We start from the raw sequence: 24,893 nt of genomic DNA, 5'->3' as shown, positions 1-24,893 counted from the left end.
CAAGCCGTTTAATGCAAGCCTATATCATTTAATATCCATTTTAATTGAGGGTCATTTTTTGAAATATAGTCATCAATTGATACTTTGATATGAACATTTGGGTATAACGCATCTTTATTATCACGAGTAAAGTGATACATGCGCTTTGAGTATGTTACCTCTAGGTTAGAGTTAGGTAAAATAAATTGCCCCATATCTTGGTAACCTGAAGGTTTGGCACCAGTAGGTTCACCAACTAATTTTGCATTCAATAATTGTGAAAACTGAGCAGCATTACTCATTGCTGCTGAGAAAGTTGTATTATCAATAAGAACATAAACACCTGACTTCCAATCTATACTGTCAGCCAGTACGAGTAGTTGAGTCAATTTTAAACCTACAAAAAAGTCCCCACCATAATTGTCTCTAAGGTCAATTATTAACTTTTTAGATTTGTTTTTATTAATGAAGGATAATAAATCTTCGCCCAGTGATTTCATTTTTGAGATTGATGTATAACGGCGAAATTTAAAATAGATCACTTTCTTATCGTTTAACGACCCAAACCAAAGATTCTCGTTAAGTTTTTCCTCAATCGAAAATATGGAATTGTTTAGATAGGTGAGTTCGGCTGTGTACTCATTTGAGTGAGATGGTTCTAATTGCTGTTCAATTAGTTCTTTACCTATTGTGAATGTGAATCGAGCTTGAAATGTATCGTTGATAACTCCCAGCCCATTAAGTAACTCGGCTTTTGGGATATATTGTGCTGCTCTTACTTGTGTTGAGTATTTGTTTTCAGAAAATGGTGTTAGCTTAGAAAATAAACGGTAGATTTCTTCTGCATTCATGTCGTTAATTTTCTCAAGTTTTGCACCAAGGAGGTGCTTAAAATCCTTGGTAGTTTTAATTACATAAAGCTCACCCTTGAACACCTTTAATTGAATAGGAAAACTTTTTAAATTAGCTCCCCATAAAGGAAATGATGTATGCCCATCATCTATTTTGTGAGTTAACCTCATCAGTTCAATTAATAACTGATTTTTCGTCAAGGAAGATAGAGAGCCTTTAAGTTGCGTTACCTCTTCATTAAAGCTTTGCCTAGAAATCGTATGGTAAAGATCTATATGTTTTTCAGACAAATTTCGTGAATAAAACTCAAGATCCTCTTGCCAACTTTCAACCTCTAAATCATTAATGCCAAAACAATAGAGAGAAATCATTGATAATAAAATTGAAAGGGAAAGTCTCACTCGGTACTCCTTTAGGCTTATACGCCGCATTAAGGTGTGAGCAACGCTACCACGAAACTAAACCTTATCACCTTAAACACAAAACCTAACGATGGAATGAAAAATGCCATGCGTTGGGAATCACTCTTAAATGCTTTGTTAAATGCGATCTTGTTGATTTAGAAAGACATCTTCTGTTCGCTTAGATACTGTATCCACGATAAATTCTGCCAAGCTATCAACTGAGTTTAACCTTGTTGAACCTAAGCTATTGCTCTTAATTAAAAACTTAAGCTCCGTCTTGTTAAAAGCAGAAATAGATGCAATTGCTTCCTTTCTAGATTGATCTTTAATAATTTGGAATACATTAAATGCTTGAGCTTTTTGAGAAATTTCTTCTTTCTGAACTTGCTTTTCTTTTTTGATAGTTTCAGATGAAGCTAACAGATTGCTAACTAGCTGAGGGTTGTTTACGCATAAGTCGGACAATGCACCTAGCACTTTGCCAAACGACTCGATATCTTTATTCGTTATTTTACTCACAACATTCCTCCACACGTTCAACAAACTCTTCAGTTAGATTATAGATGATTCGTCTTGTTGCACGAAAGTCAGCTTTTGATTTTGCGGTGTCTGACGAGATGAAAGGTTTTGAGTCAACAGGAGCTTCAGCTACTGAAATTCGTTGAGGGAACTCGACAGTAAATACATCGTCAGATAGTTCGCCCATACGCAGCTCTCGCATTGTTGATTTATGTAAATTAGTACGATTATCAACCTTTGTAAAAATAATACCAGCTAGTTCAATATGACATGAACGTTTTCGGCGTTTAAATGAATCAATACGGTTTAGAATCAAGCTAATACCGATTTTCGATAAAATATCAGGTACTGTTGGAACGACATAACAGTCACTTATGTTAATACCATTCAATGTAATAGCACCAAGATTTGGCGGGCAATCGATAATGATATAGTCGTATTCATCCTTGATATCTTCAATAGCATTACCTAGTACATCAACATGGCTAACATATGCTTTGTTGTCCATGTCTGGAATGCTATCTTGGATATCAACCAAGAACATACTTGATGGAAGCAAATCTAAGCCTTCAATGTCACCGACGTCATAACAGATAGCATCTGCGATATTAAACTCAGATCGACCTTCCAGCATATCATTAAATAAATGATATAGCGTTTGACCATTATCTTGACACTCTTGCCATTCGGTCTGTGAAATAAGCGAAACCGTGGCATTTGTTTGAGGGTCTAAGTCGATTACCAACACGCGCTTCCCATCTTCCGCTAAAGAAGATGCGATATTTACAGCTGTTGTTGTTTTGCCAACCCCGCCCTTTAAATTTATAAAACTAACTACTTTTGTCATTATTATTACTCTATTTTTGATTACATTTTCAATGTATCAAAAAAACAAAATGGACGTTGATCTATTTCATTTCGATAGCATTTAACAATTTTATAATACGCTCATGTATTTTATAAATCATTTTTACCAAATAACTTAACACATTGCTATATATAATTTTTTATTAGCACTCAAACTCTCAATAAAAGAGAAAATGCGCTCGCCGCTCATTTTCTTGAATATGTGTGCATCACAACTATACTGTATATAAAAACAGCGCTATTATTGGTAATAGTATGAAAACACGTTCCCCATTTTTAAATTACATAGCTGAATATATGCTAGTTCGTCAATATTCATTACGCACCGTAGATACCTACCTAAGATGGATTGCATCTTATATCCATTTTCATAATAAACGCCATCCCGCCTCAATGGGGGACAATGAAGTCGAACGCTACTTAGAACATTTAGTGTTAAAGCAAAACGTTGCACCACGTACGCAAGCCACCGCACTCAATTCATTGTCATTTTTATACAAGCACATAATAAAAAAAGAACCCTCATTAAATTTAAATTTAAATTTTGCCCATAGTAAAAAACAAGCAAAGCTCCCTGTAGTTATGACCCCAGAGGAAGTTAAAATGTTGATGGCTCATTTAAATAAGCGCTATTATTTAATTGCAGCCCTCATGTATGGAAGTGGCTTAAGAGTAATGGAAGCGGTGCAATTAAGGGTGAAAGATATTGATTTTGATTATAAATGCATTCAAGTATGGAATGGAAAAGGTAATAAACACCGCATTGTTACGCTGGCCACAGAGCTAATATCTATGCTGAGAAATCAAATTTTGAACGTTGATGACTATTTAAAACTGGATTTAAATAATACGGAATATTCTGGCGTATGGATGCCATATGCTTTAACAAAAAAATATCCAAGTGCCGCAAAATCGCTTGCGTGGCAGTATTTATTTCCTTCTCATATATTAAGTTCAGATCCTCAAAGTGGTGAAATAAGACGACATCATTTTCATCACTCTTGTATTAGAAAAGAGGTTAAAAAAGCCGTCCAAAAATCAGGATTAACAAAAATAATAACACCTCATACATTAAGACACTCTTTTGCTACTCATCTACTGCAAAATGGCGCCGATATAAGAACTGTTCAAGCTCAGCTTGGCCATTCTGATGTTAAAACCACACAAATATATACCCATGTACCGCAACAAGGTGCCAACGGGGTTGTTAGCCCTTTTTCAAGATTATAAGCGTCTCTTTTTAATCCTCTACGCATACATATTCGCTTTAAGACCAATACCGCTATCTATTTCTACTTTGAAAACCCATAAAAAAAGCCCCGCTTGATGTTACTCAAGCAGGACTCCACACTAATTTTGTATCAATAAAAGCGCCTAAACTGCAGGCGCTTTGCATTATTGAATTTTATTGGTTAACCACGCTTTTAAGCGGATTAACTGGCTGTGCGTTGTCGTCTAGGATGTTCATATCGAAGTCGAACTCATCAACACGAATCGCTTTTTCACGCTTTTTGTTGTAATCACTTAACTGAACAAATTCAGCGTCGTTAATTACTTTTGCAGCAAGTGCATTTTCAAGTGTGATTGAAAAACGCGTACCCGGCTTAAAGGTTTTAGCACGTAGCGCTTTTTTCACTTTAGCTAATAGCTCAAGTGACGCCATTTTAGCTTTGTAAGCTTGCTCATTGATGTGATGACCATCACCTTCAATTGGCTTAACTAAATGGGTGATTTGCGCTTTAAATGCCGTATCAAGCTGAGCTTGTTTTGCTAATTCACGAATTAAATCATCGCTAATTTTTGGCATTTTAGTTGAGTAGTTCATAGTAATGAAACGAATGAACTTACGAGTACCACTTGCAGGGAAGTTATCTAAGAACTTGTGCAATGCTTCTTCTGCACTTTGTAGTGCAAAACGAGTCGCATAATGGAAGTAAGGAGCCGCTTGCTCACGCTCGCTGCTTGCTACTTTTTGCTCGTAATACTTAATAGATGCCATAGCTGCATACAAGAAGCTCATTACATCGCCTAAACGTGCTGAAAGCATTTCAGCTTGCTTTAATTTACCGCCAAGTACTAGTAACGAGAAGTCAGCATAGACAGCTAATTTAGCTGACAGTTTTTGCACTGCTTTTTCGTAGTCACGTACTTCTGGTAATGCTGAGTTTGCACTCGCGGTAAACGGTAGTACACCTAAGCGGAATGCACGTAAGCTGTTTGCTGTGCTGTAACCAATTGTTTTACGTAAAATACCGTTAAATTCTGCATCTGCGTTTTTGTCATCGCTGTGGATAGACTCAACCATAGATTGTAAGTATGGGTGACAACGCATAACACCTTGACCAAAGATCATCAGGTTACGAGTAAGAATGTTTGCGCCCTCTACCGTAATGGCAATTGGCTGCGCCACATAACCGCTAGCAAGCGTGTTTTGAGGACCATTCTGAATTGCTTTACCCGCTTGAATGTCCATTGCTGAGTCAAGCACATCACGGCCAAGCTCTGTCATATGGTATTTAGCGATTGCAGTTACTACCGATGGTTTTAAGCCCATGCCTAAACCTTCAGTTGTCAATACTCGCATTGCTTCTTGTAGGTATGTTTTACCTGCAATGTCAGCTAGCTTTTCTTGAATACCTTCAAATTGGCCAATTGATAAACCAAACTGTTCACGCACTGCTGCATATTCAGAAGCTGACTTTAACGCCACTTGCGCGGTACTTACACCTAACGCTGGTAATGAAATACCACGACCTGCGCCTAAACAGCTAACTAGCATTTGCCAACCGCGGCCGATATTTTTCTGACCACCGATAACAAAATCCATTGGTACAAATACTTTGTTACCACGTGTAGTACCGTTGTAAAAACGAATACCCATAGGATCATGACGATTACCAAGTTCTACACCTGGGTGCTCTTTTGGAATAAGTGCACAAGTAATACCTAGGTTTTCTTTACCACCTAGTAGACCATCTGGGTCAACTACTTTAAATGCTAAACCAAGTACAGTGGCAATTGGCGCGAGTGTAATGTAGCGCTTGTCCCACGTAATTTCTAGGCCAAGTACTTCTTCGCCGTTGTACATACCTTTAGTAACAGTACCTACATCAGGAATACCGCCTGCATCAGAACCTGCTTCTGGGCTGGTTAATGCAAAACATGGAATGTCTGTACCATTTGCTAAACGTGGTAAGTAATGTGCCTGTTGCTCCTCTGTACCAAAGTGAAGTAGTAACTCACCTGGGCCTAACGAGTTTGGAACCATTACAGTTACCGCAACCGCTGAACTCTTAGTCGCAATAGTACCTACAATTGTTGAGTTAGCGTATGGGCTGAACTCTAAACCGCCAAACGATTTAGGGATGATCAGCGAGAAGAAGCGCTCTTTTTTCAAAAACTCTAAAATGTCGTTTGGTAAATGAATACCATTTTGAATGACTGAATCATCAATCATGCTTAGTAGTTCTTGTACTGGACCGTCTAGAAACGCTTGTTCGTCTGCGGTTAATTTCGCCGCAGGTACATCGCGTAGCGCGCTAAAATCTGGTTTACCTTGGTAGATAGACCCTTCTAGCCATACATCGCCAGCGTCTAGCGCTTCTTGCTCAGTAACTGAAATACTTGGTAATACTTTTTTTAATTTTGTACGTAAACTCATAACGAACTCATCCGACCAGATAAATAATACCTACATTACGTCATAAAAATCGGTTTAGATCAATTACTCTATTCAATTAATTAACAGTTTTTGCAATTTATTTTCTTTACCTGAACGTAAACTGTTGAAATAAAAAGGCTTACACTTGTACGCTGAATTATTATTTTTTTTGTAAAAAATTTAATAATTCAGACTTATATCGGCGTAAATACAGATTTGGTAATAAAGTAGAAACAAAAAAGCGCAGCCTAAAATTAGGCTGCGCTTTTTAAATATGGGAATGTGAGTAAACCTAGCTTATTTTAACCACTTGTTTACCTGTAAAACCACCTGCTAACTGGTTGTTTAATGCGCTAGAAACAGCCTTTGCGTTAAAATCAACAGCTAATACTTCTGGAGGAATTATTTCGCCATTAGAGACCGTTTCAAGCAACAAATTACCCATAAAACTCATGCGCTGCTGCGCGCATAGGCTATTGGCTAACCACGCGCCACCTAAGGATACAATACTAATATTGGGTGCTCTACGGTACATTAGCTGCTGTTCAAAATTAGGCAGTGGATTTAAACAAGCAATACGACCACAAAAACGCATTAGCTCGATATTTTGAATGGTCGATTCCCCACCCATAATATCAATAACGGCATCAAATCCTTGTGGGCCAAGCTCTCGGCGAATTTTGTCACATAAGGTTTTGTCATTGTAATCAAAGACTACATCAGCCCCTAGCTGCTTAACCAATTTGTGGTTACGCTTGGAGGCGGTTGTAAATACATCGGCACCACGCTGCTTTGCAAATTGAATAGCAAATTGCCCTACTGCACCTGCGCCCCCTTCAACAAAGAGGGTGTCGCCTTCCGTTACAGCTAATTTATCTAAGCTGATAAGCGCTGCCATTCCGGCGCAGGGCAAAGAAGCAGCCTTATCACTGGCTAATTGCTTGGGAATGATAGACACCGCATAATTAGGCACTTTTGCGTATTCGCTCAATATCCCTTGCTCACCAATACTGGCGTGCCACATTACACGCTCACCCACGCCAGGAAATACGCCTTTACCCGCTTTAACCACTACACCCACTGCATCCAAGCCTAAAACATGCGGATATTGCCATAAACAAAAGCCAGATTTAGCAAATTGCGCATCCACCGGATTTAAACCAACATACTCCACTTTTACTAACAGCTCATTACCTGTGCATTGAGGCACAGGTACTTGCATATCAACTAAGTGAATATCCTCATTAGGCTCTATTAAGGCAATAGCCTGCATAGATGAAGGAATAGTATTTGGGTTTGTAACTACAGTATTAGGCATCAAAAACTCTACTAGTTAGTACTACTTAACGCGTAACTCCATCGTCCATTAAATGACTGGTAAGCATTTACCTTAGCCAATAACGATGAAATAGTTGAATCAACGGCATTTTCTTGTGCTATTAAAACATCCTGACGTGCATCTAACAACTCTAAGTAAGGAATTTGCCCTTCTTCATACATTGCTTGTGCTTGTAAAAATGCATTATTAGCAAACTGATACCGCTGCTCAGCAAAACGCGATTGCTGTGCTTGATTGACCAAGTATTGCAATGAAAGTTCACTCTCGTTAATGGCTTTTAACACCACTTGTTGATAGTCAGTATAAGCAGCTTGACTCAAAAATTGCTGCGCATCACGCTGAGCCAACAACGCAGGATAACTTAATAAAGACCATTGTACTTGTGGTGCAACTTGCCACTGCTGCTGGGTGTCGCTAAAACCATTACTGCCCAAACTTAGCACGCCTGCAAAACCACTTAAGCTGATATCGGGTAATAGAGCTTTACTGGCTGCCACACTTAAACTATTTGCTTGGCTAAAGTCATATAATGCTCGGCTAATATCGGGCCTTAGTGCAATCGCTTGATTTGGCTTTGCTAGTGACACTTGAAATGCCTTGCTCAATACAGCACGTTCATCTTTAATACTCAATGATTGCGTTGGTTGTGCACTTAATACCGCCAGCGTAGATAAGTCACGAAACTTAGCATATTCAATCGCCGGAATGAGCGCTTGTTGCTGCCTAAGTTGCGCCATGGTGCGGTTTAAATCAAGCTCATTTGCCACACCTTCATCTACTTGCGCCTGCAGCACTTGAATGCTTTGTTCAAGTGCTTCTATTTGCATTTCAATAATTTGTTGCTTTTGCAGGTTGCCCTGATAGCTGGCAAACCCTTTAACCACAGATGACACAACTTCAATTTGTAATAGCCTAACTTGCTCTGCTTGGCTCATAGCTTGTGAATTTGCGGCATCAACGAGTGCAGTTATTCGACCAAATAAGTCGAGCTGCCAGTCAAGTGCAACATTTGCACTTGACTGTCGGCTATTGGTATCGCCTAGTCCACTTCGTTTAGCGCCAACCTCAACACCGCCTTGCGGTAAGTATTGTGCTTGTTGTTCACCAATACGTGCCAACGCACTTTTAAGCACTAACTGACTCGTTTGTAAGTCGTAGTTATTAGCTAATGCGTTACTAATAAGCTGGTTTAATTGCGCTGAACCTAACTTGTACCACCAGTTTTGCTCATCTTCACCAACATACTGCTCCGCCGATATTGCTTGGGCAACAAACTCGTTTACTTGTTGTTGCTCAGCTGCTGTATCTATTTTGCTCGCACAGCCAGATAACACTGCAATCGCTAACACTGAGCCTAAAAATGCCGGCATTTTAAATTTGTTTAAATGTAATTTAGTCATTTGAAGACTCCTCAGCGCGCTGCTTTTTTACCACAAGCATGTAAAACACTGGCGTAAATAATAGCCCAAATACAGTCACACCAATCATACCTGAGAATACTGCGTTACCCATTGCATGACGCATTTCAGCACCGGCACCGGTTGCCAACACTAACGGAATAACACCCGCGGTAAAGGCAATTGAGGTCATTAAAATAGGACGTAAACGCATGCGACACGCTGCCAACATAGCCTCAAGGTGCGATAATCCAGTGTCGTGTTTATCTTTGGCAAATTCCACCATTAAAATGGCGTTTTTAGAGGCCAGTGCCACCAGTACAATTAACGCTATTTGGGTAAATATATTGTTATCTGAGCCTACAAACCACACCCCTAATAACGCAGAGAATATAGTCATAGGTACAATTAAAATAATGGCCAATGGTAAACGTAGGCTTTCATACTGTGCAGCCAGTACCATAAACACAAGCAATACCACCAGTGGGAACACGTACACCATAGTATTGCCGGCAAGTACTTGCTGATACGTTACCTCAGTCCATTCATATTCAATACCAGTAGGTAGCGTTTTCGCCAGTACATTTTCAATCGCTGTTTGCGCTTGGTCTGAGCTATAACCTGGCGCTGGGCTGCCGTTAAGTTCAGCACTTGGGTAACCGTTGTAGTGCATAACACGATCTGGGCCTATAGTTGGCGTTACCGTAAGCACTGAGCCTAGTGGCACCATGTTACCTGCACGATTACGTACTTTTAGGTTTAGTATTTGCTCTGGGTCTACCCTAAATTCGGCATCTGCTTGGGCATTAACTTGGTAAGTACGACCAAACATATTAAAGTCGTTTACATACACTGAGCCTAAATAAATCTGCAATGAGTTAAATACTTCATCAAGTGCAATACCTTGGATAAGTGCTTGCTCGCGGTCAATATCAATATCCATTTGCGGCACTTGTATTCTAAAGCTTGAATACAGCCCCATTAATGCCGGATCTTTTTGCGCCGCGGCAATCACTGATTGCAAGCTATTAAATAATGCTTCAAAGCCTTTGTTAGCTCTATCCTCAATTTGCAGTTTAAAACCACCTGTAGTGCCTAAGCCTTGAATTGGTGGTGGCGGAAATACAGCCACAAACGCTTCATCAATTGCCGCAAAACGTTGGTTTAACTGAGCCGCAATAGCCGAAGCTGACATACTCGGATCGGTTCGCTCTGCAAAAGGCGCCAATGGTGTAAACACAATGCCGCTGTTAGGGCTATTAGTAAAACCATTTACAGATAGACCAGGGAACGCCACGGTGTTTGCAACACCAGGAACCTCGAGCGCTATTTGCTGCATTTGTTTTACTACCGCTTCAGTTCTGTCTAAGCTTGCTGCATCTGGTAGTTGCGCAATGGCAACTAAGTATTGCTTATCTTGCTGTGGTATAAAGCCACCAGGCACCGCGTCAAACAGCTTAATCGTACCGCCAACTAAAGCAACATAGGCAACCATTACCACCACGCTCATACGAATAAGCTTTTGTACTAGCTTTTCATACCCTGTTGCACCACGGTTAAACAGTCGATTAAATGGCTTGAATAACCAGCGACCAAATAACTTATCTAATAAGCGGGTAAACGCATCTGGTTTTGCGTCGTGCGATTTTAACAATAAGGCTGCTAGCGCCGGCGACAATGTCAGTGAGTTAAACGCTGAAATAACCGTTGAAATAGTTATGGTTAAAGCAAATTGCTTATAAAACTGTCCAGAAAGTCCAGTAATAAAGGCCGTTGGAATAAATACCGCACACAATACCAATGCAATCGCAATAATTGGGCCGGTTACCTCTGTCATTGCAACGCGTGTGGCTTCAAGCGGCGATAAGCCGTTTTCTATATTCCGTTCAACATTTTCGACCACTACAATCGCATCATCAACCACAATACCTATAGCCAGTACTAAACCAAATAGCGATAAGGTATTAATAGAAACACCAAGCCACTGCATTACAGCAAAGGTACCAATGAGTGAAACTGGGACAGCTATAAGCGGAATAATAGATGCGCGCCACGTTTGTAAAAATACAATAACTACAATAACAACCAATGCGATTGCTTCAAGCAATGTCGCTATTACCGCATCAATAGAGCCACGAACGAATACCGTTGGATCATAAACAATGTCGTATTCAACACCTTCAGGAAAATCTTTCGATAAACGTGCCATGGTTTCACGCACCTGATCTGAAAGCTCAATGGCATTTGAACCCGGGCGTTGAAATATTGGCATTGCCAATGCAGGTTGATTATCAAGTTCAGCACGCAGTGAGTAAGAGTCTTGGCCTAAGTCAACACGCGCCACATCTGACAAACGCGTGAGTTGCCCTTGCTCACCTACTTTAATAATGACCTCCTTAAACTCTTCAATGCTATTTAGGCGGCCTTTAACGTTTAATAAAATTTGAAATTGGCTATCGTTAGAGATTGGTTGAGCACCTAAGCTACCCGCTGCAACTTGCTGATTTTGCGAGCGCAAAGCAGCCACAACATCGGTTGCTGTAAGCTCACGTGCTGCTAATGCATCTGGATTTAACCACACACGCATAGCATATTTACCACCACCAAATAACTGAATATCACCCACGCCAGGTAAACGAGCTATTTCATCTTTAATGTTTAAATCGGCATAATTTGATAAATACGCCGTATCATGGCTATTCTGGGGTGAATATAAATGCACCACCATGGTTAAATCGGGTGATGACTTTTCAGCAACTACCCCTAAACGCTGTACCTCTTGTGGCAAGCGCGGTAATGCACTATTTACTCGGTTTTGCACCTGTACTTGAGCACGGTCTAAATCCGTCCCTAAGGCAAATGTTACGGTTAAAGTCATGCGCCCGTCACTGGTCGCTTGTGAAAACATATATAGCATGTTTTCAGTGCCGTTTATTTCTTGTTCAAGCGGCGTTGCTACTGTTTGCGCAATAACCGTTGGGTTTGCGCCCGGGTAACTGGCTGTTACTACCACTGTAGGTGGTACAACTTCTGGGTATTCACTGACTGGCAGCTGAAATAAAGAAATGCCACCTGCAATCAAAATAATCAGCGACAGCATAGCCGCAAAAATCGGTCGCTGGATAAAAAAGTGTGAAAATTTCATTTAATAACCTTATTGCTTAGCAACTAAATCGGCAGGGTTAGCAGTGAGTGTAAATGCCACACCTTGGGTATTAATTGTCACTTTATTTGGTGATATTGGCATGCCAGGTCCTACGCGAGCTGGCCCATTCACTGCAATCACATCACCTTGTTCAAGGCCAGAGGTAATGGCACGTAATGCGCCATAGCGCTCACCGACAGTAACCAATTTATATTGCAGTACATTATTTTCGCCCACGGTAAGAACAAAACGATTTTTTAAATCAGTACCAATAGCTCTATCTGGAATAATGACGGTTTTGCGTATTGCATTAGCAGCGAGTTTAATGCGTGCAAAAGAGCCTGAGCGTAACTCGTTACTACGATCTTCAAATACCGCTCGTACACGTAATGTGCCAGTAGAAGCATTAATTTGGTTATCTATAAAGTTGATGTGGCCGTTGTAATTAAAATCACTCTGCCCTACTTTTTGCATAACAACAGGTTGCTTGCTTGATGCAGTAACATCATCAAATGCATTGTTCCAAGTACGTTCATCGACATCAAAGTAAGCATACATTTTGTCATTTGAAACAATTGAAGTGAGCACGCTTTGCCCGGTAAGGACGTTGTTACCTTTAGTGATGTTTGCGCGAGAGATAATTCCATCAATAGGTGAAACCACAGAGGTAAACTCTAAATCAAGTTCTGCGGCTTTAAGCTGAGCTTTAAGTGCAGCAAGTTGTGCTTCACGCTGACGCAACGTTGAGGTACGAGCTTGTGCTTGTTCTGTAGAAATTGCTTTACGCTCAGTTAGACGCACTGCACGTGATGCTTCGCTTTTTGCTTGTTCAAGAGCCGCTTGTGCACTTTTAACCTGAGCTTGTAAACTAGCTACCGTGGCTCTAAATGAACGATCATCAAGGCGAAATAACACATCACCTTGTTTAACAGCATCCCCTTCTTTAAATTCAATTTGCTCAATAATGCCTGATACACGCGGCATTAATGCTACTTTTTGCGGTGACTCTAAGCGCGTTGTATAGGTATGCCAACTTTGTACAGGCTTGACCAGGACTTGGGCTACATCAATAGCTTGATATTGTTGTGCGGGTGCTGATTGCGCTGTGCTTTCTTCAGCACAACCGGTCAGAGTAATTAATGCAACAGATAAGGCTGTAGCAACTAAGTGTTTGTTCATAACGACGCTCCTGTTAATTAGGCGATACATAATACGGAACATACTTGTTGACAAAAACAATAGATTTTTAAATTCATTAGTGCCAAAATGGCATCAAAGTGACACAATGGTGCAATAATGGATACAACAAGCCGACTCTTAATGCTGCTTGAAGTGGTTGAGCAGGGATCATTTGCTAAAGCTGCTGAAATACGCAACATTGATCGTTCCGTGATCTCTAAACAAATTAGCCGTTTAGAAGATGAGCTAGGCGTGAGGCTATTAAATCGAACCACCCGTTCGTTTTCACTTACCGCAGCAGGCGCTGAAATGATAAAAAAAGCGGACGAGTTACGAAGCCTACTCGGCGATACCCTGCGTATGGCAGAGAATTATCACTTAGAACCTCGTGGCGTATTAAAAATTACCTCATCGACTTTAATTGGTCGGCGTTATTTACAACCAGTGATCAACGATTTCCAAAAGCGCTTTCCGCAAGTGGAAGTAGAACTTCGTTTAGATGATCGGCTTGTGGATATTGTCTCAGAAGGATTTGATTTGGCATTTAGAGTGGGTGAGCCAAAAGACTCCTCTTTAATTGCTCGAAAGATTGCGCGTAATCGTTTATTACTTTTAGCTTCCCCTGCATTTATCGAAACCTATGGAATGCCGAAAAACATAACTGATTTAGCACAATTACCCGCCGCTAGTTACGCAAGTAGTTCACTGCGAGTTGATGGAGTAAGTTACTACAACCACCTTGGTGAACAATGCGAACAAAAAATTAAAAGTGTATTTAGAGCCAATGATGCTGAAGCACTATTAATGAAAACACTCTCCGGAACCACTTACGTTTTAGCCCCCGCGTTTATATTAGATAAAGAAGTGATTGATGGACAGCTGGTGCCTTTATTGACGGATCTTAAATTAATGGAGCACAGTGCCATGTATGCGGTATACCCACATCGTGATTTACCGGTAAGAACCCGGTTATTTTTTGATGCCGTACGCGAATATATTGGTAAAGAAAGACCGATTTGGGAAAACAGTATTCCAGACTTTGAACAAATGTATTAGCCGCTATAAAACTTAAGCCAGCGCTAAAATATCAGTGCAGACCCCATTACGGCCAGTCTCTTTAGCTTTATAAAGCTGCTTATCGGCCAAGTCGATTAGTTCACTTAGGCTTTGTTGCTGGTATTGTACAACGCCTAAACTGGCGGTTAAATTAATGGTTTCACCATTAGCGACTATGTGCTTATTTTGTATTGCGAGTCTTAACTTTTCTGCCATTGCTAAGGCTGCTTGCGGACTATCAAAGTTGCTCATTAGTGAAAACTCTTCACCTCCCACTCTAAACACATACCCTTTTGCAAAAGTGCCGCGCAATAATGTAGCTAACTCAACCAATACTTTATCGCCAACATCGTGCCCATACTGATCATTAATTTGTTTAAAGTAGTCTAAATCAAGTAAAAATAAGTAAAGCTGTGATTTATCTTTGATCTCTACCTCAAAAAACTGGTTCATTGATAAACGATTACCAGCCCCAGTAAGGGGATCGAGTAACGCTAAATTTTTCAAACGCTTCGAAAAATCAGCTCTATTACCTTCAAAAACATGAGATATAGCCCATATGCTTATGTATACAAATAATAAGTTAAGTCCTATGTTAAATGCTGAAAACGATGAATGTGGCAGTTTTTGAGATAACACCACCAGCTGTAAAACAAGTAATGCCGCAGACAAAAATAACCCGTAACGTCTACCAAGCAGTAAGTAGTAAAGAATAGGTAAAATAAATGTCCACAAAAACAGGCCGTTTTTAGGGGGGGCTAAGTAGGTGCCACATAACACAATTAAAGAGATAGTTAAGCACATGGTAATGGCATGCCAGCGCTTAGGGTAATGTTTTTGCGAGTGCTTAAATATATATAAGCATAACAAGGAAAAGCCGACTTCGAGACCACCAACAAGGGGTAAATTATTTACCAATAAATTAAAACCGGCAAACACCAATGACAAAAAACCAAAGCAAATACACATCCATTTAAGAACGTGCTTGCGTAGCGTTTTTGTACTATTAAGTGCAGCTATATCCATGGATAACTTAAAATATTTTTGATAGCTTATGTTAACAATGAAATGCAAAAATCACAATTTTAAGCTAAATAAGCCAGTAAAAACAAGCAAAAAGAACTAGAAAACAACCTCAATCTGTAAGCAAGTCATTAACAGTACCCACTAAATCTGCAAATTCTTCGTCAACATGCGCTAACTGTTTAACGCTCAGCGTTTTATTTAACTTGAGTAGCAAATGCGCATAAGCTTTTAAATTTTGTTCATTTTGCTCAAGCAGCTCATTACTCATATATTGCTCACGATCAGTGATAATGGTTTGTAATTGCTGGGTAAACTCTGCCTCGCTAAGTGTTTGCTGGCTAAAAAGGGCTTCAAGTGCGGCTAAACGAGTTAATTTATAGTCGTACCATAAATCACTGGTAGGGGTATGCTCACTGTTAGCTTGTGATATGAGCGTTTGCTGCTCAGAAGTGAGTTTGCCAAGCCACTGCTTGTAGTAGTCTAGTTGCCTCTCTAAGCGTTGTTGTTGGTGCTCCTCTTTAGTTAATGAGGCATACTCTTGGATTTCATCATTAATTTGCTCGCGAATATTCTCTACCATTTCACTTCGTTGTGATGGGGTTAAGGTCAGCGCTAACTCAATTAAAGGGTCACTAGTATGCAACAGCAAGTTTCGCCAATGCTGCTTCACTTGGGTTATTTTATCCATCAACTGCGCAGTATCGGCTTCATTGTTTAGCAATTGTCTTAGGTCGAGTAAATCGGCTTTATATTTTGGTAATTCAACTTCACGATGCCAATCTCGGGTGTCGTTAATAATCGCTTTTAGCTGCTTAGATTGGCTTTTACTAAGATCAACGTAATCATCTATCCAAAATGACGATAACCAACCTAGGTTGTTATAGGCAAATGACGTTGAACAGCTGGCAATAAATAACAAACTGGTTATAAAAATAATTTTACTTAGTTTTATATTTTTTAAATTATTTAACATGAAAAGACCCCGTTGTATGATGCTTTAGTTGCCAAAAATCATCATAAGTAATTATGTAAGCTACTGCTTGCTTTTATTTTTTTCATTTTTCTATAGAATCGCAAGCTAACGCAATTTATATCATAGCTATGTGCTTAAGTTTAGAATTTTTGAGCTATAGTTAAAACTACTTGTTAATACGTTTGTATATCTAATTTATAAACGTTGGCGTTATTGATTTAGCTCATAATTTATTACCTACTCGAGTAATAAGTAAATGATTAACCGTTATGATGCTTACCGACAACGATAACTAATTTGGAGACATGCATATGTCACAGTCTAATTTAAAAGCAATGTTCTTTGCGGGCATTATACTTGCTACACCTTATGCTTATGCAGGGCTTGAGGAAGGCATAATAGCAGCAAACGCAGGTCAATTTGAGGAAGCACTAAAAGAGTTTAATTACCTTGCAGACAAAGGCTATGCCCCAGGTATTTACGAACTAGGTAAGTTGTACGAGGGCGGACATGGAGTTACTCGCGACTTTTACAAAGCTGCAGAGCTTTATCAACAAGCAGTTAAAAAGAATCATGTAGATTCGATGTTTGCACTTGCAGTATTGTATGACGAAGGCAATGGCGTAAAGTTAGACAAACAAATGGCTATTAGCTTATTTGAGAAAGCAGCCAATAAAAACCTTCCTGCTGCACAGTATAATTTAGGGGTAATGTACGCCAACGGCGATGGCGTGAGCCAAGATTATAAAGCCGCCAGAACATGGTATGAAAAAGCCGCCGCAAATAATTACACGCTTGCACAATTTAATTTAGCCTTGATGTATTTTGAAGGCTTAGGAATGCCAAAAAACCTTGAAATGTCGTATGTGTGGAATACCATTGCTGAGTATAACGGTAATATGCAAGCTAGTCACAGTCGTAAACTTGATGAACGCACTATGCTCCCTAAGGAAGTCGCTGAGGCTAAAGAAAAAGCCGATGCTATTTATAATAAAATTTTAGCGGGTACTTATGCGGGTGAAGGGCGAATGTTTTAAGCCAAAAGAATAACTAAAAAAGCTGAATGAAGTGATTCATTCAGCTTTTTTATTTTAAGTACTACAGGCTATTTTACATAAAGCCACTTTAGCACTTTGATCAGTAATTTATTTTGTTTAAGTAATAAACCTATACGCGGATTAAACGAGCCTGATACTAAGGTATTTTTTGCATGGCTAAAGGTTAAAAAGCCTTCTTTGCCATGATAATGCCCCATTCCTGAATGACCCACCCCGCCAAATGGTACATCATCGGCAGCTACTTGTATTAATGTATCGTTAACGGCAACGGTTCCGCTAAGTGTTTGCTTAATAATGTACTGTTGCGCTTGCTTGTCTTGGCCCAAAATATAGACCGCTAATGGATGATGGCGTAGTCGAATATAATTAAGCGCATCATCTAATTTGTCATAACTCATAATCGGTAAAATAGGCCCAAATAACTCTTCTTGCATTAATTGCATCTCGTCGGTGACATGCGTCACAATATGCAGACCCATCCGGTGTTTTTCAGCATCTTGTTGGTTTTGCTCAAGTGGCTTTGTTATTTTAGCGCCTTGTTGTTGTGCTTGTTCTAAATAACCTAGCAGACGTTGATAATGAGCTGGACTAATAATAGAGGTCAGGTTTTTCCCTTCAACACCTTGCTTAAAGTGCTTTTTATAAAGTGTGGACAAAGCTTTAATAAACTGATGTTCTAGTGCTTTAGGAACAAATACGTAGTCAGGAGCCACACATATTTGCCCTGCATTGGCCATTTTTCCAAATAATAAAGCACTCGCGGCTTTATTTACGTCTGCTTTTTCTAACACAATGACTGGCGATTTTCCGCCTAGTTCTAAAGTGATTGGTGTTAAATTTTTACTCGCTGCGCCCATCACCAACTTACCAACCGCTGTTGAGCCAGTAAATAATAAATGTGCAAAGGGTAATGATGAAAACTCACTCGCCACCTCGCTGCCACCTTGAATAATGGTGCAGTGTTGGCTTAATTCACCTATAAATATTTTTTCAAGAACCGCATTGGTATTAGGCGTAAATTCACTGAGCTTTAGCATAACCCTGTTGCCCGCTGCAATCGCGGTGATGACTGGCACCAATGCCAATTGAATAGGATAGTTCCACGGTGCAATCACACCCACCACGCCAATAGGCTGATAGGTTACACTTACTTTTGAGGGCCATAAGCTTAACCCCGCGCTGCGGTGACTAGGCTTAGACCAGCGAGGTAACTTTTTAATAATATGTGCAAGCCCCTGCATGGTAGGCAAAATATCACCTACTAAGGTATCAAAGGCCGTTCGGTAACCAAAATCTTTGGATACCGCTGCAATCAAGTCTTGCTCTAGCGTTACAATGTTAGCGCGTACTTGCTTAAGTAAAGCAAGGCGTTGCTCAATAGGTAAATAAGGGGTGTCTTCAAAAGAGTGCTTTAGTTCATTAAATTGTGAACGCAAAGTCCCTGTAGATAATGTGTCAGTGATCAAAATAGGCTACTCGATTTATAACGTTTTCAAGACTATAACCTTGTTCTGTTACTCGAGCAATAAAGAGTGGTTTTGCAACATAATGAAAAGCGTTGCAAAAACACTCATAAGGTTGGTTGGAACCCATACCGATGCACAGCTTTTATGTGCATCGGTTATCTGTTTTGTTAGTTGATTAAAGTGGGTTATTAAAAGCCAAACACCTGAGCTGCAATAGTCATTGTCACTAACGTGATTAAAACAATCGCCACAATATTTAGCACAAAGCCAGCACGGATCATGTCTTTCATTTTAATTTCACCCGAGCCAAACACAATCGCATTGGGTGGTGTGGCTACTGGCATCATAAACGCACAACTACACGCAATCGCAGCTGGAATAACCCACACTAACGGGCTGCCAGTTACAGACTCAGCAACAGGCCCCAATAATGGTAAAAAGCCTGCGGCTGTTGCCGTATTACTGGTAATTTCCGTTAAGAAAGTAATGAGTGCCACCACCACAAGAATGCTCATAACTAAAGGAATTGCACTGACACCCTCAATCATGTTGGCAATGTAATCGGCTAATCCTGATGATTTAATTTGCGAGGCTAGTGTCAAGCCCCCCCCAAATAAAAGCAACACACCCCAAGGTACTTTAGCTGCACTTTCCCAATCTAAAATTCGCTCATCACTGCCTTTATTTGCAGGTAGTACAAATAATAATAATGCGGCTGCAATTGCAATACCCGTATCTGAAATTTTAAGGCCGGTCACATCACCTAGTAATGGTCTAAATATCCAACAAATAGCCGCAAACATAAACACAAACAACACGCCCTTTTCAGCACGTTGCATGAGTCCTAGGTCTTTTAGCTGCGAAGAAAATACCGCTTTAGTGTCAATTCGCTTGTTTGCTTGCACATTCGCATCAACCTTGTAGGTAAATTTAGTTAGCCAAATCCAGCTGATGATTAACATGCCAAGTGCTAATGGCACACCAACTATCATCCACTGGGCAAAGCCAATTTCAATCTGGTAGCTATCTGATAGGTACGCAGCCATTAATGCATTTGGAGGAGTACCAATTAAAGTAGCAATACCACCAATACTCGCGCCATAAGCAATAGATAGTAAAAGTGCTTTACCAAACCCCTCATTACTAGGATCTGAGCTTTTAACTAAATGAGTGATAGATAAGGCAATAGGCAACATCATTACTGCGGTAGCGGTATTAGACATCCACATTGATAAAAATGCAGTCACTAACATCATGGCTAAAATTTGTAAGCTTGGTTTTTTACCGGCATAAAGCATAGTTCTTAATGCAATTCGTTTGTGTAATCCCCAACGTTCCATAGCAATTGAGATTAAAAAACCGCCTAAAAATAAAAAGATCAGCGGATGCGCATAAGGAGCTGCAACACTTTTTATAGCCGCTATATCTACTATAGGTGAAATCACTAACGGAAGTAATGCAGTAGCAGGAATGGGCACAACTTCACTTACCCACCACGATGCCATCCAAAATGCTAAGCCTGCAGTTTTAAATGCAGCAGCCGACATTCCTACTGGCGGCTCAACTAAGCAGGTCAATAACATTACACACGGACCAAGTAACAATAACAGCCATTGCATAAACGGCTTTTTATTGGCGTTATTTTCTAAAATACGTTTTGTCATTTTAACAGCCTTTAAAATTTATATTTAAGACCAAGTGCAACACTGTTATCAGCATTTTCTTCTAGGTCGAGGTCAGTATATAAAAGGTAAGCGGTAGTTTGCTTGTCAAAAATGTAGTCTACACCAGTAGTCCACTGAGTTGCGTCTGATGCTTGACGTAGCTTTGAATCATCTTTTGCAAATTGAACTTTAGGTACCCATTTGTCGAGCTTGTAGCTTGCACTTAACACGTAACCATTCCCTGATTTACTACCATCAATTGATTCTGAGTGCTGGTATAACGCACCTAATTGTAGTTTTTCAAATTTATACACGCCTGCGATACGACTTGCTTTAATGTTATTAAGCGAGTCAACATGGCTTATTGAAATAGAGTAAGGAGTTTTATTTAAACTACGATCACCATAAATAAGGGTTGCAGCAAATCCCGCTTCATTGTCTTTGTTGTCATCTTTTGGCGCATAGGTAAATGAAAACTGTGCATTGTGCCAGTACTTAGAGGTATAGGTAATGGTATCGCCTAAGCGATCTTGTCCGGCAATAACTTGTGAAATATCAGCTTGGGTTTCGTTAAAGTTATCGAGTTTACCTTCAGAGTATTTAAAACGCGTGTCATTTCGCCCTACGACTACTTCACCAAACGCACCTTTTAGGCCAAGGTAAGTATTACGTGCTGCAAAAGGCTCATTGGTATCATCATGTTCAAAGCCTTTTACTTGAACCTCGTATTTAAATACGGCAGTAAAATATTCATTTAATTTATGGTCACCTTTAATACCAATACGCGAAAAAGGGGCATCTATTTGTGTGCCTTCATCTGCGTAACGCATAATGCCAGTATCGGTGTTGGCAATTTGTACTTCGGCTTTACCATACACAGTGTAATCTGCAGCAAACGCTGTTACAGGTAGTGTGGCAGCACTGCATAACGCAGCAAGTACTGAACCTTGGAATAGATTATTTTTCATTATGTATCCTAATTATGTGATGTTACTTGTTGTCTACAACTGTAGAGCAAGAACATGACCAACTAGATAATAACAATAAATTTCAGTGACTTAAAAAATAAAACCATGATAAAAAGCTTTAAAATGTGCGGATTTCCACACACTTTAAATACCTACTATCACCATTTCCACCCACTAATCGGTAAACATATCTCGATTAAGGTTATATTTACTCATTTTATCGTAGAGGGTTTTGCGCGCGATTTGCAACGTTGCCATGGTGTCTTTAATACTGCCATGATTAAGTTCTAAGGCTTCTTCAATTAAAGACTGCTCATAAAAGCTGACCTTTTCTACAAGGCTTAAATCCAATGATAACGACGAGCCACTACTGCTTGAGTCACTCTGTGCAAAAGCCAGATCGGGGCCAAGTAATACCGCTCGTTCAGCCTGATTTCTTAATTCACGAACATTACCTGGCCAGTCGTGCGCAAGTAGGCGCTGTTGTAACTCAATATTAAGCGCACCCAAAGGTTTATGAAAACGAGTGGCCGCAATAGAGCTAAAATGCTTAAACAACAAAGGAATATCGGCTTTTCTGTCTCTTAATGCGGGAATACTGACTTTAACTAAACTCAATCGATAATATAAATCGGCTCTAAACTCACCTTTTTCTACCAACGAAAGTAAATCGACCTTGGTGGCCGCGACAATACGAATATCAAGCTCGATGGCTTTATTTGCACCCACGGGGGTAACTTTTCGCTCTTCAAGCACCCGAAGTAATTTAACTTGTAGTGACAAGGGAGTGCTTTCAATTTCATCTAAAAAAACGGTGCCGCCTTGCGCAAACTCAAACTTGCCTTTGCGATCTTGTGTTGCGCCAGTATATGCACCACTAACAGCACCAAACAATTCGCTTTCTATTAATTGCTCAGGCACCGCACCACAGTTAATAGCCACAAACTGACAGCTGGAACGGTTACTATGATCGTGTAAATAACGGGCAACCAATTCTTTACCTGTACCAGTTTCACCTTCAATTAATACATCTGCAGGTGTATCAATCACTGTATTGAGTAAGTTCATCATGTGCTGCATTTTAAGGGTCTCGCCTAAAATACGCACACCGGGTGCGGAGGTCTTTTCAACTGCACGCTTCAGAGCTCTGTTTTCCATAACTAAAGCACGTTTGTCTAAAGCTCTGGCAATGCAATCTAATAAATTTTCGTTCAGGGGTTTTTCAAATAAATCATACGCGCCTAATTGCATCGCTTTTACCGCCACAGACACATCGGCATAACCTGTTAAAAATATTACCGGAAGTTCACTGTCGAATGCTTTTACCTGCTCAATAAAAGTTAAACCATCCATAGTCGGCATATTTATATCACTGAGGACAACGCCATAAAAGTTGCGACTTAAACGGCTTAAAGCAATACTCGCATCACTAAAGCACTGCACCTCATACCCTTCGAGGGTTAAAAGCTGATTTAACGAATCACGGATCATCGCCTCATCATCAATAACAACCACTTGCTTACAAACAACGGCTTCAATCATTTTTTGGGGCCTCTATGCTTGATAAACTAATAATAAACTGTGCACCGCCTTGAGGACGATTGTGCGCCGTTAAGTAACCATTAAATGAATCAATAATTTGCTTTGATATTGATAAGCCCAGCCCTAAACCATTACTTGACTTGGTACTGTAAAAGGGTTCAAAAATAGATCCCAGCACATGGTGTTCAATACCTGGACCACTATCTAAAATAGAAAGCTTAACGCGCTCCTCAAAACACTCAACATCGAAACTAAGCTCTCGTTTAGGCTCACCTTTCATTGCTTGTGACGCATTGGTGATCACATTAACCAGTACTTGTTCAAATTTTAATGCATCAACCCACACCGTGATCTCTTGCGAAAACTGCGGAGTACTGACGTTAACATCGTCTTGTTTAAGTTGCGGGTGGGTGATCATCAACGCATTGTTTAATAACGCCGACAGTGGATGTGGTCGCAATTGCATTGTCGCCGGCTTACTAAAGTGTTTAAGCTGCGCCACTATTTTATGTACCCGCTCTACCAAATTCTCAATAATAGTTAAGTTTTCACTCAATGCATTGAGTTTTCCTTTTTTAAGAAAAATTTTAGCGCTTGCTAAATAGGTGTTTATGGCGCTCAGTGGCTGGTTTATTTCATGATTAATACCCGCACTTAATTGCCCTATTGTGGCTAATTTTGCCGACTGTACTAGTGCAGTTTGCGCTTTTTCAAGCGCTTGAGTGCGCTCTAATACTTCAAGTTCTAAACTATGACGAGAGTACAGTAATTTTTTATATCCGGCAAAGCGTGCCAATAAGCTGTATCCGACAAAAATAAATACCCAATAAAACAACACCAGCCATAACAATCTGGGCACCTGTAATGCATTTATGCCCGAGATATCAACCAATACAGTCATCGTTGCATTTAGGTGTGTCAATGGCCTTGAAGCGGCAACATATTCATCTTTAGCAATTTTAAATTGCTCAATGCCCTGACTTTTGTAGCGCTGCTGCTTTATTTGTAACGGTTGATGATCTAAGTAAGCACGGCGCTGTTTAATATCGCGGCGTGTAGTAATATCCAGCTCTGTAAACGTGTTTAAACGCCATGCTGGCTCATCTGACATAGCAATAATTTTATCCGCAAGCTGCAAATAAAAATGACTGCCTTTTGAAGTATTTAATAACGAACGATCGTTTTCAAATTTAGCGACATTAATTTTAAGTGCCACTACACCAATGGCTTTGCCATCTTGGTAAATAGCCTGAGAAAAGTATATTCCGCGCTCTTTCGAGCGCTGTCCGAGAGCAAAGTAAGCGACCTTTTCTCCAGCAAAAGCCTGTTTAAAATAAGGTCTAAATGCAAAGTTGCTCCCTAAAAACGTATAGTCGGTTTGCCAGTTGCTACTTGCAATAACGTCGCCAAGGGGATCTAGTATGTATACATCTGAGGCACCGCTGGCTTGTTGAATATCAGCCAAGTAATTATTAATAGCATTAAAGTGTTGTGATTCATTATTAGTAAAACGAATCAATAAATTATTTTCTGTGAGGAGCTGAGGAATAGCTGCAAAGCGCGCGAGTTCATTATCAATATAATTATTTAATTGAATGACCTGTTGGTCAGCTTGAATTTTAGCTTGGCCTAAATCATAAGCGCGGCCAAATGAAAATGTAACCACCAACAACAGCACTAACAGAATACAAGCAAAAATAATTTTTTTAGGAATGGAGAACATAAACGCCTGTAACACCAAGGTGCTAATAATAACTAATAGCCACTATTGTATCGATTTATAGGCCTTTGCAGAAGA

At 39.9% G+C, this 24,893-nt stretch carries 18 protein-coding genes; 3 read left to right on the top strand and 15 right to left on the bottom strand.

What is annotated here, in order from left to right; all coding sequences use genetic code 11:
* Nucleotides 1-8: 8 nt before the first annotated feature.
* From CWB76_RS11900 to CWB76_RS11890, 3 genes are all read right to left on the bottom strand, one after another.
* Nucleotides 9-1,232, bottom strand: coding sequence for a S41 family peptidase (locus CWB76_RS11900; RefSeq protein WP_171039627.1), 1,224 nt, complete (start codon nt 1,230-1,232; stop codon nt 9-11).
* A 138-nt stretch (nt 1,233-1,370) separates the two neighbouring features.
* Nucleotides 1,371-1,754, bottom strand: a complete 384-nt coding sequence (locus CWB76_RS11895; protein WP_138607844.1) for a hypothetical protein — start codon at nt 1,752-1,754, stop codon at nt 1,371-1,373.
* Nucleotides 1,747-2,601, bottom strand: coding sequence for a ParA family protein (locus CWB76_RS11890; RefSeq protein WP_138607842.1), 855 nt, complete (start codon nt 2,599-2,601; stop codon nt 1,747-1,749). Before CWB76_RS11890 ends, CWB76_RS11895 begins: the two co-directional genes overlap by 8 nt.
* A 275-nt stretch (nt 2,602-2,876) precedes the next feature.
* Between CWB76_RS11890 and CWB76_RS11885 the strand changes: the two genes are divergently transcribed.
* Nucleotides 2,877-3,851 carry an integron integrase gene (locus CWB76_RS11885; RefSeq protein ID WP_138607840.1) on the top strand — a complete coding sequence of 325 codons (975 nt, stop codon included), beginning with the start codon at nt 2,877-2,879 and terminating at the stop codon, nt 3,849-3,851.
* Nucleotides 3,852-4,026: 175 nt separating this feature from the next.
* Here CWB76_RS11885 and CWB76_RS11880 read toward each other — a convergent pair whose 3' ends face one another.
* The 5 genes from CWB76_RS11880 to CWB76_RS11860 form a co-directional block, all read right to left on the bottom strand.
* On the bottom strand, nt 4,027-6,282 hold the full coding sequence (locus CWB76_RS11880; RefSeq protein WP_138607838.1) for an acyl-CoA dehydrogenase: 2,256 nt from the start codon (nt 6,280-6,282) through the stop codon (nt 4,027-4,029).
* Between the two features lie 292 nt (nt 6,283-6,574).
* Entirely contained in the window at nt 6,575-7,600 is a 1,026-nt protein-coding gene (locus tag CWB76_RS11875; RefSeq protein ID WP_138607836.1) for a zinc-binding dehydrogenase, read from the bottom strand.
* Nucleotides 7,601-7,611: 11 nt separating this feature from the next.
* A complete protein-coding gene (locus tag CWB76_RS11870; protein WP_138607834.1) occupies nt 7,612-9,021 on the bottom strand; it encodes a TolC family protein in 1,410 nt (469 codons plus the stop codon).
* Entirely contained in the window at nt 9,014-12,163 is a 3,150-nt protein-coding gene (locus CWB76_RS11865) for an efflux RND transporter permease subunit (protein WP_138607832.1), read from the bottom strand. Before CWB76_RS11865 ends, CWB76_RS11870 begins: the two co-directional genes overlap by 8 nt.
* Nucleotides 12,164-12,172: 9 nt before the next feature.
* Nucleotides 12,173-13,342, bottom strand: coding sequence for an efflux RND transporter periplasmic adaptor subunit (locus tag CWB76_RS11860; RefSeq protein WP_138607830.1), 1,170 nt, complete (start codon nt 13,340-13,342; stop codon nt 12,173-12,175).
* 117 nt (nt 13,343-13,459) lie between these two features.
* On the opposite strand from CWB76_RS11860, the gene CWB76_RS11855 reads away from it, so the two are divergent.
* Nucleotides 13,460-14,398 (top strand): LysR family transcriptional regulator, encoded by a 939-nt coding sequence (locus CWB76_RS11855; protein ID WP_138607828.1) that lies wholly within the window; start codon nt 13,460-13,462, stop codon nt 14,396-14,398.
* 12 nt (nt 14,399-14,410) lie between these two features.
* On the opposite strand, the gene CWB76_RS11850 is transcribed toward CWB76_RS11855, so the two are convergent.
* Both CWB76_RS11850 and CWB76_RS11845 read right to left on the bottom strand, forming a co-directional pair.
* Nucleotides 14,411-15,424: a GGDEF domain-containing protein gene (locus CWB76_RS11850; protein ID WP_138607826.1), complete on the bottom strand. Its 1,014-nt coding sequence runs from the start codon at nt 15,422-15,424 to the stop codon at nt 14,411-14,413.
* 109 nt (nt 15,425-15,533) lie between these two features.
* On the bottom strand, nt 15,534-16,397 hold the full coding sequence (locus tag CWB76_RS11845) for a DUF6279 family lipoprotein (protein WP_138607825.1): 864 nt from the start codon (nt 16,395-16,397) through the stop codon (nt 15,534-15,536).
* 311 nt (nt 16,398-16,708) lie between these two features.
* Here CWB76_RS11845 and CWB76_RS11840 point away from each other — a divergent pair, with 311 nt between their 5' ends.
* Nucleotides 16,709-17,434, top strand: a complete 726-nt coding sequence (locus tag CWB76_RS11840) for a tetratricopeptide repeat protein (RefSeq protein WP_138607823.1) — start codon at nt 16,709-16,711, stop codon at nt 17,432-17,434.
* Nucleotides 17,435-17,502: 68 nt separating this feature from the next.
* Here CWB76_RS11840 and CWB76_RS11835 read toward each other — a convergent pair whose 3' ends face one another.
* The 5 genes from CWB76_RS11835 to CWB76_RS11815 form a co-directional block, all read right to left on the bottom strand.
* A complete protein-coding gene (locus tag CWB76_RS11835; protein ID WP_138607821.1) occupies nt 17,503-18,921 on the bottom strand; it encodes a coniferyl aldehyde dehydrogenase in 1,419 nt (472 codons plus the stop codon).
* A 188-nt stretch (nt 18,922-19,109) separates the two neighbouring features.
* Nucleotides 19,110-20,585 carry an SLC13 family permease gene (locus tag CWB76_RS11830; RefSeq protein WP_138607819.1) on the bottom strand — a complete coding sequence of 492 codons (1,476 nt, stop codon included), beginning with the start codon at nt 20,583-20,585 and terminating at the stop codon, nt 19,110-19,112.
* Between the two features lie 11 nt (nt 20,586-20,596).
* Nucleotides 20,597-21,553 (bottom strand): porin, encoded by a 957-nt coding sequence (locus CWB76_RS11825; RefSeq protein WP_138607817.1) that lies wholly within the window; start codon nt 21,551-21,553, stop codon nt 20,597-20,599.
* A 174-nt stretch (nt 21,554-21,727) separates the two neighbouring features.
* Nucleotides 21,728-23,095: a sigma-54-dependent transcriptional regulator gene (locus tag CWB76_RS11820; protein WP_138607815.1), complete on the bottom strand. Its 1,368-nt coding sequence runs from the start codon at nt 23,093-23,095 to the stop codon at nt 21,728-21,730.
* Nucleotides 23,088-24,818: a sensor histidine kinase gene (locus CWB76_RS11815; RefSeq protein WP_138607813.1), complete on the bottom strand. Its 1,731-nt coding sequence runs from the start codon at nt 24,816-24,818 to the stop codon at nt 23,088-23,090. The genes CWB76_RS11820 and CWB76_RS11815 overlap by 8 nt, the downstream gene beginning before the upstream one ends.
* Nucleotides 24,819-24,893 lie beyond the last annotated feature (75 nt).

This window comes from Pseudoalteromonas sp. S1609, from assembly GCF_005887255.1.
Taxonomy (GTDB): domain Bacteria; phylum Pseudomonadota; class Gammaproteobacteria; order Enterobacterales; family Alteromonadaceae; genus Pseudoalteromonas.
This window is presented reverse-complemented; position numbering and strand designations above follow the sequence as displayed.